We start from the raw sequence: 17622 nt of genomic DNA on the forward strand, positions 1-17622 counted from the left end.
ACCAAAGTGTTTTGACTATCCCTGAAACAGCTCTATCTGTTTATTTAAACGCAGTTTCAGACGGAAAACCGGTTCCCAGTTTTCCTGAAACTACTCTATCGCCAGCAACAGCATATCTTTGCTGTTGCTTTTGCTTTGACGGGGGAAATTGCGGCCTTACTGCAACAGTCAGCACATACAATAGCCAAGGCCTAACAACACCCCCCGTTTGATAGCAACTTATGCACAATCGCCGTTTGACTTGGCTTCGCCAAAGGCGCAGAAAATTAACAGTTTTTTGCGAATATGACTGCGTGGATGTGCAATGCCATGCAAAAATGACGCAAAATTACATAAAATCTAAGTTTAGTGCCAATAATCTCCACTAAACGTAAAATTCTGTCAGTTCACTGATAATGACTGCCCGCCGCCATTGAAAAGCTGCAAAGCTTACCGATAGGCACAAGGAAAATCATTTGAGCCAGCAGGCTCGGATAGTCGGGAACTATCTGCCGGGGACGCAACTGCAAATTCTGGACGTTTTGCAAAAGTTGTTTTTCCGTCAGTGTTATATAAGCGGTAGTGGGAAGTGGGTATTTATCTGCCAATAGCGGAAATTTCGGTCAATATGCTGGTTCTTCTCGGCATGGGGGCTGCGGTCGGATTTTTATCCGGCCTGTTCGGCGTTGGCGGCGGGTTTCTCATCACGCCTTTGTTAATTTTTTACAATATCCCTCCTGCTATTGCCGTTGCGACTGGAGCCAATCAGGTTATCGCCTCATCGGTTTCAGGTGCCTTAACGCATTTCAAACGCCGGACGCTGGATTTCAAGCTTGGGATTTTGCTGGTTATCGGCGGTTTATTCGGCTCGTTAATCGGTATTTACCTGTTTTCGCTGCTGCGCGATCTCGGTCAGCTCGATCTCATCATCTCATTGCTTTATGTGGTATTTCTGGGCTCGGTCGGCGGTTTGATGGCCGTTGAAAGCTGGCGCACTTTACGCCGTAACAAAGGTGGCAAAGCGCCCGATATCCGCCGCTCCGGCCAGCATAACTGGATCCATCGCATGCCGTTCAAAGCACGCTTTCGTGCTTCAATGATCTATGTGAGTATTATTCCGGTGCTGGCAATCGGCTTCTGCATCGGGTTGCTTTCGTCAGTCATGGGTGTGGGCGGCGGCTTCATCATGGTTCCGGCGCTGATTTATCTGCTACGTGTACCAACCAATGTCGTGGTGGGAACATCGCTGTTTCAGATCACTTTCGTTACCGCTTTCACCACGGTTATGCAGGCAACCAACAACCATACGGTTGATATTGTGCTGGCATTTTTGCTGATGGTGGGCGGCGTGATCGGCGCACAATACGGAGCCCGTGCCGGGCGCAAATTGCGCGGCGAACAATTGCGTATGTTACTGGCGCTTCTGGTGCTGGCAGTGGCGTTGCGCCTTGCTTTCGGCCTGTTTATCCAACCGGATAGTCTGTTTACGGTGGGCTTTGCGGATGAATAACATCAGAGCATCCTTAACCAAAACCGCCTTGTTCATGCTGCTGCTCACAGCCTTAATGTCCATTGAGGGCAGTGAAGCCGCGCCGCGAACAAAAGGCAATATACAAGAAAACATTGCAGCTGCAGCCTTAGTGCAGGAACCTCTGGCAAGACCTGAGACGATTGAAATCGGCCTGTCGACAGAAACCATCGCCATTGCCTCAAATTTTAGCGGCACCAATCTCACGATTTTCGGGGCGCTGGATAATGCCGACCCAATGATCCGCAGACAGGGGCGCTATGATATTGTGGTGGTGCTGGAAGGCCCGCAGCGCAATCTGGTGGTGCGTGAAAAGTCACGCTATCTCGGCGTCTGGGTCAATGCCAGTTCAGAGACATTTCTATCTGTGCCGCTTTCTTACTCATTGGCATCCACGCGGCAATTGCGCGATATTACTGATGAGCGCACCTACAGACAATTATCGCTCGGCGTAAATTATTTTTCGCTCACACCGGAATATGGAACTTTAGCTGATCCCAATGCGATGCGTTTTGGCGAAGAACTGCGTGCAATCAAATCCAAACAAGGTCTGTTTACACAAAAGGCTGGTTCGGTTGAATTCGTTTCGCAAACACTGTTTCGTGCCACATTAGCATTATCAGCCAATGTTCCGGTGGGGCGGCATAAAGCGCGCGCATTGCTGTTCCGGCACGGAGTATTTATTGGTGAAGCCAATACCCATTTGAATATTGTTAAAGCTGGCCTTGAACAGCAAATCTTTGAAGCCGCACATAATTATAGCCTGCTTTATGGGTTATTTGCCGTGTTTCTTGCCGGCATTACCGGCTGGCTCGGCCAGCTGCTGTTCCGCAAAGACTGATAGCTTAAGCCAGCTATCAGTCTATTGTGCAGTCTTCACGCGGATTGCGTAAATATCGACGCTTTTACCATTCCCGCTGATATCACTGGTAAAGATAATGCGGCCTGTACTATTGGCTGCTTTAACATTCTGCGTATTAATATCAAAGAGCAGGCTGGTTGGCTGGTCTGTCACATCATAGCGCTTACGCCCGCAATCACCCAGTACACCAAGATCGCAATTCACTGACATTTGCACTGTGCTGCCATCATCGCTGCGTACAATCACTTCAAATGTAGCCAGCTTACCTTCAAGCTGATCAAGCACGCCCTCGCCAATATCAAAGCTCACAGTATCCGCAATGCCGGGAGATTTAATGCGGGCATAACGGCTATTACCGGAGCCACCAATTTCGGCTGTTGCTCTGCCCTGAACAGAAATCCGATCCGGTTGTGCCGGCGTAAACAAGGTGATCCAGTCTTTACGGTCTGCTTCATCGCCCTCACGCACAGGCCCTATATTACCGGACTGCGCAAGTGAACCGCCACTGTCCGACCGCATACCGACAAGACTATTATACACTGACCAACCAATAAAACCGGTAGCCACTAAAAACGCCACTGGAATTCCAAATGATAAGAGCCATGATTTTTTACGTTTCTTAGATTGTGCAGGCGCTGTCAAACCTTGCTCATAACCAAGATCAGCTTCTGCACGATTTTTACTGCGGCGTTTACGCAAAAGTTTAGAAGACCGGTTTACGGATTGCGGACGCATGTCAACGCGATCCAGCTCAGGCGCGCCAAGCCCGCCATCATAATCGGATACAGGAGCTGATGAGATGTATTCAGAAGCAGCTTCCGACACCCCGCCGGGATTATCCTGCATTTCTTGCTCAACCTGAGAAATTGCAATTTTCAGTCTGTCGCGGCGATCGATGCGTTGCTGATCTGAAAGATTGGCGTTTGCAGCCATTGCGCGCTCATGCGCACTCCATACAGATTCATAAATACGCTGACGGATAGCCGGATCTGCAGAATCCGCCTTCGTCAAAGCATTGCGTATTGCTGTCTCGATGCTCTGCAAAAACTGTCCTTCCGTTTTATCTGCCTGCTGTAAAAGTCGCTTAGTGGCCAATTGACTGACATATCGATTAGTCCCTACACGAATTAACTGATTTTCAAGATTTATAAAATCCCATCAGCTATTCAATTGTAAAAAAGATTATATACGATCTTAACGCATTGTTCTACAAAGACTATTTATATAACAGCAGGCTTTTTAGATAATCATTCGCACTTCATTTCATTAAATAAGCTCAATTATAAGGCATAAAGAAGTATCATTCGAGTAAGTTACTCGCCAGATACGATCGGAAGCCGGCAATAATACCCCATATAAGTTTTTTACATTTAGGCTTTGACATTAAGCTTAGACTACCGCCAATATACAGTTTACGTTAACGTCAATTAATGGGACTGCAAAATGGCTCTTCCAGATATCCTTAAAAACAACATGCGTTTACCGGCTATCGGTGCACCGCTATTTATCATCGCCAATCCGGCACTGGTTATGGCGCAATGTAAAAGCGGTATTGTCGGTGCCTTTCCTGCTCTTAATGCACGCACAGTTACGCAACTTGATGAATGGCTTGCAGAGATTACTGAGGGCTTAGAGAACTATAATCTCAATAATCCGGATCGACCAGCAGCGCCATTCGCGGTGAACCAGATTGTGCATCACTCAAATATGCGACTTCAGCAGGATCTGGAGTTATGCATCAAATATAAAGTGCCGGTCGTCATTTCATCACTCGGTGCTGTACCGGAAGTGAATGCTGCCATTCACTCCTATGGTGGAATTGTGCTCCATGATGTCATTAATAATCGTCATGCCAATTCTGCTATCCGCAAAGGTGCAGACGGGTTGATAGCCGTTGCTAACGGAGCCGGCGGCCATGCTGGCACATTATCACCTTTTGCACTCATAGCGGAAATTCGTGAATGGTTTGACGGGCCGCTGGCTTTGGCTGGTGCTATTTCCAGTGGGAATGCTATTCTTGCAGCACAAGCGATGGGCGCTGACCTTGCTTATATCGGCTCTCCTTTTATAGCGACAACAGAGGCAAATGCTGTTGATGCCTATAAACAGATGATCGTTCAATCAGCCGCCAAAGATATCGTGTATTCTAATTATTTCACCGGTATTCACGGTAATTATCTTCGCTCTTCCATTGAATCCACCGGCATGGATCCTGATCACTTGCCTGAAGCCGACCCAAGTAAAATGGACTTTGAAAAAGCCACAACCGGCGCTAAAGCTTGGAAAGACATCTGGGGCTGTGGTCAGGGCATTGGCGCGATTAAAGAGGTTATGCCAGCAGAACAGCTGATTGAACGCTGGATTAAACAATATTCAAGCGCAAAAACAGCGCTTTGCAGTATTATTTAATTCTATATAACCATGTCATCCCGCCAATTTATAATGATATCCGGACACAAAATGCTTTAGCTTATGTGTCCGGAAAACAAGCTTTTTTGTATCATAACCTGATGATGCATTACGCGCTTAAGAAGTCCAAACACGAACATGCAATGCTGTCTTTTGTGCTTTTGCGACTTGCATTCTGACTGAGATTTCGTTATCACGCGCCCGACAGATAGAGTGCACTTTCATGACTGTCTGTGCGGGAATATTTCCCTGCCGCTTTAGCTCAGTTGGTAGAGCACATCATTCGTAATGATGGGGTCGTAGGTTCGAATCCTATAAGCGGCACCAATGATTTCAATATAATATAATCGGCATGTGTTCGCCGCGATGGCGGAGGGTAAGGCTTCACCTCACCCTCAAAACATTATGCCCCGATTGTTACCAACCGGGGCATAGTTTTAAAACCTAAAGCGGGTAACGATCAACTTGGATCGCAGCGCGCGCTCTAGGTTCTAGCTTTTTCGCATTGTCATACCTATCAAGTTGATTCAACTTGATAGTGAAATGCTCTAGCTGTCAATATAATCAGAACTTGCCAACCATATTTAAGAATACACCGCGGTCATCCATTGTCAGGTCGCGCAAGTCATCTGAGAACCGGCCGAAATTATAACCGACCCCAACCTTGAAATTATTGCCTACATGCCGGTAAACGGCGGCAAGAGCACCAAAATCTGTGGTTTTGGCTTCAGGCATATGCATGACCCTGCCCTCAACCAGCACATCCCACTCTTTGATAATATGCACATCAGCGCGCAAAATACCAAGATGCGCCGATGAACGCTGCCAATAAGGCTGGAACGTACCCGCATTATCAGCAATGCGATATTTCACTTCACCGATACGGAAGCCGTATTTAGCTCCGACAGACAGCCATGGCACCAGATCATAGGTGAAATCGGCAGAGAGAATATGGCTGCGTTGTGCAGGTGCATAAACATCGCGCGTGGAGCCGCTCACCAGCTGGTTGTTGCCAGGCATATCGTAGAGCCATGAATATTTGAACAGCGCGTTCAAACGATCATTTTCAACAGGACGATAGGCATAGCCAATGGATGTCTCAACATAGTCCGTGTTTTGCACGGATGTCAGTGTGGAATTGCTGTCAGACAGAACGGCATCAATATTCGCCAGAAAACGCCAATCCTGACTGGTCTTCCATGCAAAGCCACCGGCAAACAGATAGGTATTCTGATCACGCGTACCGTCTTCATAGTTTTCCACCCGTACTTCACCACGCATACGTGCATCAATACCGGCTTCTTCATCCTTATAACCAACGGCCAGAGATGGCGCATAACGGTCGAAATCCGAGCGTTCCAAACCGGTCGTTTCCTCAACCGTATTGTCGTGCACGCGGCCGGATTCAAAGCCCGCATTGACCGTCCATAGCGGATCCGGTGTGTAGACCACACCATAGGTCTGAGTGAGCGAGCGCTTGAGGCCAAACATGTCATAGCTGTTTTCAACATAAGCAGACGCCACATCATCAATACGACGCTTAACGCCGCCAACAATGGCGCCCTTGTCACGACCGCTCAGATCATAGGTACGGTTGAGATCAAATGCCCGGTCCGGATCAAGACGATAACCGATATAATAATGATCATCTGCATTCGGATCATAGGTCAGTGCCGCCAACCCGCCCACGCCATGAGTGCCGTAAGATACTTCACCATTCAGGCCAACTTTATCCGTCAGTTTAAGCTCGGTGCCAATACCAAGGCGATCATTGCGGCTGATATCGCCGGAGCGATCCAAAGTGCCCTGCCCGAATGCATAGAACAGGCGGTCGTCATCCATCCGGTAATCTACACGTGCACCTGCATCGAGACGTGAGCCATCATAGCCGCTTTTACCCGACTGAACAGCACGCGGGGACATCAACTCGGTATAGGCTACACCGAAAGACAGTTTCCAATATTCATCAAGCTGATAGCTGATGCTGGATTTGCCTTCACGTTTGATCTGTCCTTCATCATCTTTAAAATCATCATAGGTCAGTTTAAGCTTGGTGCGTTCCTGTAATTCCAGATCGGCATGCGCGCCCCAGAGCTGTTTATCAACCAGAACCTGATCATAAAGCGTTGAGAACCCGGCCTGTTTATTTTCGTAATAACCACCAAGAATACCCTTGGCGCCCTTATCGGTCAGGTCTTCCAGATCAACCTGCCCGCGCATGCGCCATGCTGTTGCGCCCTGATCACGGCGGCCTGTGGAATTGCTGTCGCTGACAGTCAAACCGCCATCGCTTGAGCGTGTCAGGCCAAAACCCTCACCTTTGGAATAAGCAATTTCGCCTTCCACAATAGTCGTTTCGGAATGACGCAACTGAATGTCAGCGCCGCCAGCCTGCTGGTCTGCATCGCCGGTGGTTTCCGTCATACCCGTCGCACCGATGCGGATTTTGTCATTCAGCCATTGCTGCGCACGACCACCATAGCTGAAACCGTCCACATCACTGGCTGAAGGCTCAAACTCGTATTGGGCTGTCAGATAAATCTTGTTACCGCCCAACGCTCCGTTACGCACTGGATCATTGGTAGCGGTTGAAGATGACAATGGCCGTGTCAGAATAACCACGCCCTGCATATAATCGAAACGGTAATCTTCGCCGGCACTCAACGTACGGCGTTCAATCACACGACCGGTAATCGGATCGCGCACTTCAATTGTCAGGGTTTCAGACCCTTCAACAATATCCTGACGTTTCATAAAATAGGCCGAACCGCCGGTTGCCAGAAACTCATCGCGCTGCGGCAAGGTATCAGGCTGTGCACCATAAACCGTGACTTCAGTTTTGCGCTCACCGAAAGCCGTACTTTCTTCGGAGCGATAGACCGCCTGTGCACCATAAAGGGCGCGCTCGGCACGCATAAATTCAGTGCCGGTAATGTTGGTCTTGAAGTTACCCCACATCACATGGTCATCACCGCGCTCTAAACGCACATAGAATTTACCATTGGTCGGTGCATCTTCCACCATGGTGGAATCGTCACCATAGACCGGATAATAATCATCCGGATCAAGCCTGCGCAGCAGGCGGCGCGGATCTTTGCTGCCAAAATTACGGAACAGCTGATCAAGATCATCTTCAGCCGTATCCGCTGCAGCTGTCAGCAGGTATTTACCCTGAATTTTACCTTTGAGATAAAATGCCAGCCGGCCCTTGGTATAAACACTGTCATATTCGCCCGGACGAACACTCTCAATGTCTTTATTACCCATGCGTTTGCCAACTGTGAGATCAGCAAGACCGACATAAAACCACTCATTGTCCGGAATATTAATATCACGGTTAAAATGCAGCCCGCTGTCTTTGCGCTCGCCATAGACTGCAACATCAATATCATGATTACCGGGTGCCATAATACGCTGCACGACAAAAGCCTGCTCCCGATCAACCGGAATGGTCTCGCCGAAGGCTTTAACCTGATGCTGCTGCGGCACATTGCGGCCATAGATTGTTACTGCGCCACCGCGCACAGGAATATTGCGCAATGCTGTACGGTCTTCACCCATACCCGGTGCAACCGCTTCAAGTTTCGCATCGCTGCCAGTATCGGCCTGCATGTCCTTTTCGGTACGAGCCAAGGTCAGCGGAGAAGTTTCATCGTAGCGACCCTGCGCATCATAGACACGCAAAACATAAGTGAAATCGCGCATATCCTGCGTCGCCGGCATTACCCAGCCAGCTTTTGCATTGGTGCCCACAGTAATTACAGCCAGAGGTTTCTCAGTTTTCTTGCTGTCATTGTCATGGAAAATGCGAATTTCAGAGCGCTCAATAAAGCCCGGATAGTTGGTTGTCGCCAGAAACTCAACCTGCTCTCCGGCGCGGTAACTGCGACGCAGCGGCATGGTTGCCACATTCAGCATAGGCGTTGCTTCCAGACCATCATATTTGATCTGGATATCCACACTATGCAGATCAATGTCAGTCTTGCGCTGACGATCTGCCTGCTTGGCGGGCTTATCATTTTTCGGTTTTAGCGACGCTGTGCCTTCTTCAACCACATCACCGTCTACACTAATGGCAAACGGGATCGTGTGGCTGTCAGCCAGTGACGTCTCTTCAGTGTTTTCACCAATCACCAGACTGCGCACGGTCTGGTCATCCAGCTTTTTGCCACGCAATGCAGGCGCGCAATCCTGCTCCTGACACGTGGCAGCTGTGCCGCTTTTGTCTGCAGAATTGACGGCACCGGCTGGCAGTGCCGCTATGGTCAGACTGACCATAGCGCTGCTGGCAAGAAGTGTAATCCGACGGATGTTCAGTTTTTGAGTTGTTGGGATCATGTCCGTCATAAGTTTCATTTCCCCACCTCCAGGCGGGTTTCTATTTCAAGTTGATAACGCGCACCGTCCTGCTTCCAACGCTCAGTAATCAGCTCACGCAGCTGCTTCACGCGTTGTTTGGCCAGTTCCGGAGAGGTTGCGGTATCGATATAGCTCAGACGCAGAACCGAAATTTCAGTGCGCAGCAGCTTGGTCAGAGCATCGAGATTTTCAGTCCAGCGGTGTTTCAGCTCAGTGCTGTCCTGCTCAAATGCATCACCGGTTACATCAAGACGAACAACACGTCCGACTGAGGCACCAAAGTTCAGCTTGCTCATCTTACCGGCTGTCAAACGCACAACACGCGGGTTTTCAGTTGTCAGGCGGTAGCCGCTTGGCAGGGTGCGTGTGTCCACTTTCATGATGAAGTTTGAACCAATGCGCTGATCAGGCAGAGCCGCACAGGCAACATGGAAACGACCATGCGCATCGGTGGTTACCAGCCAGCCTTTGGCGGTGGCAATACGTACACCCGGCAGACCAGGTTCACCCTCATCCTGATAGCCATTGCGGTTTTTATCGTCGAAAACTTTACCAACGATATCGCCGCAATCGAAAACAGGCTCGGCCACAATCTCAACAACGGCTGTTGCATCTTTGGCAAGCGGCGTACCGCTTGTGTCTGTTACAGACGCCACATTGGTATGCTTTCCGGGTCCGGCAGTACTGAGCACCAACAGATCAACACGGATTTCCACAATGGCCTTTGGCCCGAGTGCCAGCCCGTCAAACCGGATCTGGCGGCCATTGACCACAGGGGTTGCAACAGTGCCGTCTACCGAGGCAGAGCCTTCCACGTAACGGAAGCCGGCAGGCATTGTATCAATCACATTGACAGGGCCGGCATTGCTGCTGGAGCCATTTTCCACGCGGATAATATACGGTACTTTTTCACCGCGTTTTACCTGACGCAGTAATGCCTGTTTGGTAATGACAACATCATTCGGCTCTGCCGCAGGCAGCGTTACCTTGGAAAGGCTTTCAGGGGACTGATATTCTGTACCATTGCGTACATTACCCAGAGCTAAAGCCTTATTGGTGACAGCGCTGAGAATACCAGCCGCCGCATCAATATCTTCCTGTGTCAGAAGATAGGTCGCCGTAAATGTCTGTGCCGCACCGGGTTTCAACTCAACCGGAGCCGGTGTGAAAGCAGACAGTTTTCCGGTTGCAGGCTTATTGTTAAACGACGGACCGATATCATCCGGTGTTACGTTGAACAGCACGGCATTACCGGTATTGGTAATCGCGAATGTATAATCAACCCGTTCACCAACTTCAGGATAACCGTTGCCGTTCTCATCAATCCATTTACCGGTTTTGATGATTTTAAGCTCAGGCAGTGGCGGGATTACCGGAACGACCACCGGTTCATCACTCTCAATATCCGGCCCTGAAAGATCTGTCACAGGTTTTGGTCCTGAGCCATCATCATAAGAGCCGGATGCAGTTGCCTGATTGACCACCTGCTCATTATCAATATCGCTGAGTGTGATTGCATAGATTGCTGTGAAGGTCTTCGCTTCACCCGGCGCCATATCACCGGCAGCAAATGATGACGGGGTAATGCCCGGCAGCGGATCTTCAACAGTTACTCCGGTCAGGTGCATATTACCGGTATTGATGACCGTAAATGTATAGGTGATTTCTTCACCTTCATTTGCCGGCTCACTCAGACCGGAAACAGCGGTTTTAACCAGTGAGAGTTTTGGCAGCTGTGTTACCGGCACAATGATTTCATTGGACTCGACAGGCGGCACAGTCTCTTCTTTATTGGTAACCGGATCGGTAAACACACCGGTAACCGAGGCTTTGTTTACAACCTGTCCTGCTTCAATATCCGTCTGCTTCAGGGCATAAGTAGCAGTCAGCGTAACAGCATTGTCTACGCCTGGCAGCAGCGTTGCGATCGTATCCACATTCATGACCAGATCGGTCAGCGGATCGGTTACGACCACATCGGTCAATGTTACGTTACCGGTATTGGTCACCACAAAACTATAAGTGATGATATCGCCAGGTGTGGGCGGTGTGCTGAAAGCACTGCTTTCAGATTTAACAATGCTCAGTGCCGCGGTTTTATCAAGTACCACGTCCACTGTATCACTGTCTGTCACATCATCTTTGACCGTGCTTCCTGCACTGGTTCCGGTAACCTTAGCGTCATTAACAAAAATGCCTTTATCAATATCCGACTGTTTCAGCGCATAGGTAGCGGTGAAAGCATCAGTATTGCTTTCACCCGCAGCCAGGGGCCCCGACCACTTGCCAGCATTTTGAATATCAACGCCTGCAAGTTCAGTCAGTACAATCTCATTGATTGTCACGTTACCGGTGTTTTTAATCTCGAAACCATAGGTAATCACATCACCAACCTTAGGCGGCGTGCTCAAACCTTTATTGGTAATGGTTTTGATCAGCTCAATACCGGCATTGCGATCAAGACTGGTCGTCGTTTCGCCTTCATCAGTTACCTTTTCCGAAGGCGTTGGCACCGATATACCGGTTGTGTCGGCAATATTGTGAACTTCACCCTTGTCAATATCATCTGCAGTGATGGCATAAGTGCCCTTCACTTCGATTTCATCTTCAGGCTCAAGCGTTGCAGCAGCCAGTCTGGCAGCTTCTCCGTCATTGAGTTTAAAAGTCGGCAAATGATCGTGCAGCGTAATAGTATCAAGCGGTACGTTACCGGTATTTTTGATCGTGATCGTATAGGTAATCTGCTGGCCAATAACCGGTGGCGCGGTCAGTGCACTCACATCACCGGTTTTGATCAGTTCAATACCAGGCTTTTGTGGCAGTGGTTTATTTTCTGTATCATCAACCGGTGGCTGCGGCTTATCTGCCGGATCTGTAAAGTCGATAGTCGCTGTATTAACAACTTCACCGGCATTGATATCGCTTTGCTTCAGTGGTGCAGTCACCGTAAAGTCAACAGATGCCAGCGGCTCAAGGCTCGCTACATTTGCCGGCGTGATCACTGCATTCGGGAATGCATCGCTGAGCACCAGATTTTTCAGCGTAACGTTACCGGTATTGGTAGCGGTAACTGTCCATGTCAGCATATCGCCGACACGCGGGGCATCCGGCACGACACTTGTCAGCTCTTTCACAAGCTCAAGCTTAGGCGCAGCAAACAAAGGTACCTGCACATCAGACGGATCGGTAGTCACAGGGGTTTTATCTGCACCAGAAAAACCGTCAGCACTGGCGATATTGTCCACTGTGCCAGCATTAATATCCTGTAAAGTTACAGTATAAACGGCTTCAACAGTTTTCGCCTGACCTGGGTTCAATGTGCCAATTGCGAATGAACCGTCAGGTGTCTGTTTAATATCCTTCAGAACATCGCTTACCGTCACATCATTGATAATGGTGTTACCGGTATTGGTGACCGTAAATTTGTAAGTGATCGTATCACCAACTCTGGTCGGATTTTGAATAGTATCAGAAGCACGCGACTTGAGGATCGTCAGCTTCGGATCACTCAGAGCCGGAACTTTAGCGTCAGCCGTGGCTTCAACATTGACAGGCGTGCCATTTTGAACACCCCACTGACCCACAACTTTGGCTGTATTATCAACTGAACCATTATCGAGATCCTGCTGGGTCAGAATATAATATGCCGTGTAAGTTGTATCATCGCTTTCACCCGGATTAAGGCGCGCAATACTAATATCCGGCAAGCCTTGCAAACCAACCATAACGTCAGTCAGCTTCACATTGATCAAAGGTGTATTGCCGGTATTGGTGATTTTGAAGCTGTAATTAATCCGGTCGTCAACCGCAGCCGCACCGCTTGTGCGAACAGGTGTTGCGGTTTTTTCCAACTTAATTTGCGGATTTGGTTTCGGTGAAACCAATGTAGGATTATTGTTGATAGGTTCATTGGCAATACCATTCCCATCCGGATCCGGATTGGTGGTATTGTTGGAAATATCATCAACTGGCTGTTTGGAAAGCTCACCAGTGCCGGTAACATTTGCCTGATTTGTATAGATAAGGGCAGGCACCGCGCGCGGAACCACGGGCTTGATCACAACCTCATAACTCACAGTACCGGTTGCACCGGCTGCTAGTGTACCGCCAGAAAGCAGAGTTGTTTGATTGTCACCATTAAAATTACTTTGCAGGACACCAAAATCAGCTGATACGGATTTGATATAATATTGACCCTCTTGCAAAGCTTGTGGACTATTATGTGTACCGAAGTTTCTGAACCCGTCACTCAGCTTGTCAGTGACAGTAATACCAGCCACCGGTTCAAGGCTGAGGTTTTTGATGTGTAAATTATATTTTACAACGATATTGCCATCTGGTTCCGCATTAACAGAGCCTGCTACTTTGCCAATGCCGATACGCGCAACCGGAACACGGGTAAAATCGTGCTTAACAGCAGCAAAATCATTGGTAATGACAATACCATTGATGGTGTTAACGCCGCTTGCAGTTGGTATCGTTGCTTCTCCGACACCATTGGCAGCAGGAAGCGCCTTACCATCTACGAGATGTTCCTCGCTGATTTTGCCATAAGAAACGGTATAAGTTCCGGGTGGCAGATCCGTGAAGGAATAATCACCCTTGGCATCGGTATTTAATGTACGGGTGATGGTAGCGCCGTCATATTTCGAAGTACCGGTAACAGTAACCGGAACTCCGGCAATACCGGTATCTGTGCTTGCCTGCAGGTCATTCTTATCAAAATCGCGATAGATTGTACCGCTGATGCTGCTACCTTTAACGGTGCTCACAACGCCAGACGCAGTGTTATCTGTTATGTCCTGATCAAACGACAAAGTATCAGCCGTTGCTGTATTTTTAACAGCCTGCGCAGACATTTTCGTAATCTTGGTTTTCAGAGTAATGGTTACCGTCTCGCCTGTGGCAAGATCACCAAGCTCGCAACTAATTTTACGGTCGCCTTCTTTGCCTGTGCAGCGGCCAACCGAAGCCACAGGCGGCGCTGTCAGCTCCATGCCGTCTGGCAATTCGTCAACCAATGTTACAAATTCGGCGACATCCAGACCGGCGCCTGTTTTATTGTGAACGGTAATTGTCCACGAAAACTCTTCACGCAGATCAACCGTGGTTACACTTGGCGTTTTGGTAACGACAAGATCAGACTTTACGCGAACAGTTGTGTCTTCATAATCCGTGTTATTATCGGCAGGGCCTTCATAGTTCCCAAGGATTTCATCCGATGAAATTTCAACATTATTGGTATGGCGTCCGCGCGCAACACCTTTCATATCAACAGTGAAATTAACCGATGTATTGGCGGCCAAATACGGTATATCACAGTTAATTGTGCCGCCTGCAACAGTAGGACTCCCATTGGAAATAACACAACTTCCATTGGCAGGCGTGGTCAATAATTGCGGATTAGCCAAGCCTGTTAGCGGCAGTTTATCAATGACTTTGATATTGAACGAATCCGAAGGACCGCTATTGCGAACTGTCACTGTATAGACTGTGCTCGCCTCAATCTCTAACGGATCAGTGCTGTCTGTTTTCGTGACAATCAGATCCAGTTCCGGCGGCAGAATATTAACCGGCAGTTGTGTCTGATTGTTACTTTTGTTCGGCTCAGCAGTCGAGGTCGTTATGGTTGCAGAGTTGGTAATTTCCTGCTTAGCCAACTTAGTTGTCGGAATAACAATAATAGTTGCAGTCTCCTGCGCACCATTCTTGAGTGTACCAAAATCACAACTGATCGTATTTGCACCAGCACGGGTGATCATGCCCGGTGTCAGCGAGGTCGTGCAGACGCCGCCGCCATTGGCAACAGCACTGACAAAGCGCAGATCATTGGGGAGTATATCCGTGATAACCACATTATCAGCATCACTCAAACCGGTACCCAGAACGCGCGCAGTCAGAACATAAACAAGCTCTTGACCCGCCGCGACGCCTGCGGATGAGGCAGGGCTGACCTTTTTGACTTCAACATCAGTTTTACCAATAACAGTATAGCCTGCGCTCGCTGTATTATTGAGAGGATTATTATCGGGCGTGATAGTAGAAAATGCTACAGCAGTATTGGTTTTTGCACCCTGACTACCGGCACGAACCGTTACATTTACAACCGGACAATCTTTGCCCGCTTCGCATTTCGGCAATGTATCAATAATACATTGCAAATTACGGTAATAATCGCTGCCTTTTTCGGCATCACAGCGCATACCTCTGCCAAGTCCCGTAGTAAACTGCGGTACAATTTGGACAGGCTTCCCACCGGTTTCGCTGGAAACAATGTCATTGAGGCGATCATCCAGAACTACATTTTCGGCATCGCCCGGACCGTGATTTACAATTTCCATACGGAAAGTAACTTCTTCGCCGGCGTTCAGAGTAGCAGGCGAAGGGGCTACAACCGATTTATTGACACTAATATCAGCCCAATGATCATCATCAGCACTGGTTACACCGGCTGAGGTTTCATTATTGCCGGGTTTCGCATCAATATTCTTATAATCATCGAATGAAACCAGCATACCATTGGAAATTTTGCCGGTACCGGTTACTTTCGTGGTCAACACAATAGGTGCGGTCTTCTCAAAGGAACCGAGCGGGTTCTCTTTGGTATATTGATTTGTGGTACAGACAATATCCGCAGGCCCCACCACCTTTTGCGGTGAGCAGCTCCAGCCGTTCGGCTCAACAACGCCGGTTAGCGTCAAACCTTCAGGCAGCCTGTCGGTAATTGTAAGCTCACCAAAAAAGCCGGCATTCCCTTCATTTTCAGTAAAGAGCTCAAAATTATAAGAATTGCCAACTGTTACCAGATCACGCGGCGGCCCTGATTTATGAGCAACCAAATCGATAACCGGATTGGCAATATTTGCCTTACCGTCTTCTGCGCTATTATTATCCTGTGCATCTATATTTTCATCCGGCGATGAAACGGTAGCGATATTGGTTACGCCGTCTGCCTGCTCAGTGGGCAGCTCAGCAATCGCCTCAATAATAATTGGCGCGGTATAATCACTTCCGGCAGATTTTTGATATACACAAGCGATAGTCTGACCGGAAACCGGACAGCTCCAGCCGGGACCTGCACTGACGCTGACAAATTTATAGTTAGCAGGCAGAATGTCTTCAATGTTAGCTTGAGTTGGCTCAGTTCCGGCATAGCGCGGCTGCAGCGTAAAGCTGACTTTCCCGCCAACGAGTAAAAGTCCCTGAGGATCACGGGTTTTACCAAGACTTACATCAGTTCCCTCAATAACAGATATACTGATGTCAGCATCATTATTGATATTAACCGGATCGCGCGGCAAATCAGATGTAAGTTTAGCTGAAATCGTGATTGTCGAAGCATTTTTTGTGATTACCTGCGCTGAAAATGGCAGATTTATTTCCGCTCCAACAGCGATCGGCCCCGGTATGTCACACAGAATATCCGGCGCAAGATAAGAACAATATTGCGGCAGCTGGAGGCCATCTGCCGACAAACCAATCGGCAACGGCATCGACAGCTTAGCGCTTCCGGCTTCTGATGGTCCGTTATTTACAAGTTTTGCAGTAAACTTGGCTTCCGATCCTGCTTGCAGCTCAGATTTTTCGACCTGAAGGCTCAGAGCAAGGTCAGCACCTTTTTCAATCGTAGTCTTACGCTCAAAAAAAGGCCCCGGGTTGCCGGCCTCATTATCAGGATTGGTAATCTTACCGGACAGACTAACGGTACCGGTTACCATCGGACGCATATTTACTTTTGCATCAATATGTCCGCCGGGATTAATCGCCGCCACATCACAAGTTACAATTAATGGCGCATCCAATACCGGCTCAGCACTATCAGGATCTGGCGAACATCCCTGCAGACCATCCACACCGAGATAGACAGTATTTGCTGGCACCGTAAATGTTATTTTCGATGCGGGCTTAGCTTTATTGTCATTATTATCAATACGAACCGCATATGGCAGCAACCCGCCTGCAGGCAGCGGATTATAACCGGTATTGTTGATATTGAGTGTCCAGCCGCCTGTGGTTTGCGCATAAGCAGCAGGAACAAAACAAGCCGAAACACATACAGCTACGCCAGCGGCTTTCGCAAGCCACTGCTTCATTCTTAAAATTTTCATGATCATTGACTGGTGTCTGCTGTCTTCAATAAATTATGTGAAAAAACTTGCACTTTTATATCTACAGGCATTAGCGCCTGCCATTCTTTGGAAACGCCCACGAGCATTTCGCCTCCTGCATGAAACCGGCGGTTAAACCGAATATTATAAGTTTTTGCGCAAATTTAATTACGACAAATAAGACAGCGACTCTGTATTTGCCCTCAATAGTCCATTTATCTAAAATAAGAAATTATTAATTTAATTAATTACCATTTTAATAACATATAAATAACTGCAAGCATTTGAGAAGATTGGTTTTTTGCTACTATTATCCGGCGCAGATACATTTTCAGCATCCAAGACAGCAAAAAACCATGTTCTTTTTAAAATAAATT

6 protein-coding genes and 1 tRNA gene are annotated in these 17622 nt (G+C 48.3%); 4 read left to right on the top strand and 3 right to left on the bottom strand.

Translation table 11 applies throughout. The features are described 5' to 3' along the window. Nucleotides 1–607 precede the first annotated feature (607 nt). Both MP213Fo_RS05330 and MP213Fo_RS05335 read left to right on the top strand, forming a co-directional pair. Nucleotides 608–1489: a sulfite exporter TauE/SafE family protein gene (locus tag MP213Fo_RS05330; protein ID WP_421091022.1), complete on the top strand. Its 882-nt coding sequence runs from the start codon at nucleotides 608–610 to the stop codon at nucleotides 1487–1489. Further along, nucleotides 1482–2348: a TIGR02186 family protein gene (locus MP213Fo_RS05335; protein WP_421090613.1), complete on the top strand. Its 867-nt coding sequence runs from the start codon at nucleotides 1482–1484 to the stop codon at nucleotides 2346–2348. The genes MP213Fo_RS05330 and MP213Fo_RS05335 overlap by 8 nt, the downstream gene beginning before the upstream one ends. A 21-nt stretch (nucleotides 2349–2369) precedes the next feature. Here MP213Fo_RS05335 and MP213Fo_RS05340 read toward each other — a convergent pair whose 3' ends face one another. Continuing rightward, nucleotides 2370–3413, bottom strand: a complete 1044-nt coding sequence (locus tag MP213Fo_RS05340; RefSeq protein WP_421090614.1) for a hypothetical protein — start codon at nucleotides 3411–3413, stop codon at nucleotides 2370–2372. A 399-nt stretch (nucleotides 3414–3812) separates the two neighbouring features. Here MP213Fo_RS05340 and MP213Fo_RS05345 point away from each other — a divergent pair, with 399 nt between their 5' ends. Together MP213Fo_RS05345 and MP213Fo_RS05350 are read left to right on the top strand one after the other, a co-directional pair. Continuing rightward, on the top strand, nucleotides 3813–4778 hold the full coding sequence (locus MP213Fo_RS05345; protein ID WP_421090615.1) for an NAD(P)H-dependent flavin oxidoreductase: 966 nt from the start codon (nucleotides 3813–3815) through the stop codon (nucleotides 4776–4778). Nucleotides 4779–5029: 251 nt separating this feature from the next. Then, a tRNA-Thr gene (locus MP213Fo_RS05350) sits at nucleotides 5030–5105 on the top strand. A 237-nt stretch (nucleotides 5106–5342) separates the two neighbouring features. On the opposite strand, the gene MP213Fo_RS05355 is transcribed toward MP213Fo_RS05350, so the two are convergent. Both MP213Fo_RS05355 and MP213Fo_RS05360 read right to left on the bottom strand, forming a co-directional pair. Further along, nucleotides 5343–9134: a TonB-dependent receptor gene (locus tag MP213Fo_RS05355; RefSeq protein WP_421090616.1), complete on the bottom strand. Its 3792-nt coding sequence runs from the start codon at nucleotides 9132–9134 to the stop codon at nucleotides 5343–5345. Beyond that, on the bottom strand, nucleotides 9131–17230 hold the full coding sequence (locus MP213Fo_RS05360; protein ID WP_421090617.1) for a DUF7507 domain-containing protein: 8100 nt from the start codon (nucleotides 17228–17230) through the stop codon (nucleotides 9131–9133). The genes MP213Fo_RS05355 and MP213Fo_RS05360 overlap by 4 nt, the downstream gene beginning before the upstream one ends. Between the last annotated feature and the right edge of the window lie 392 nt (nucleotides 17231–17622).

Source organism: Pseudochrobactrum mosebachae, assembly GCF_048914685.1.
GTDB lineage: Bacteria > Pseudomonadota > Alphaproteobacteria > Rhizobiales > Rhizobiaceae > Pseudochrobactrum.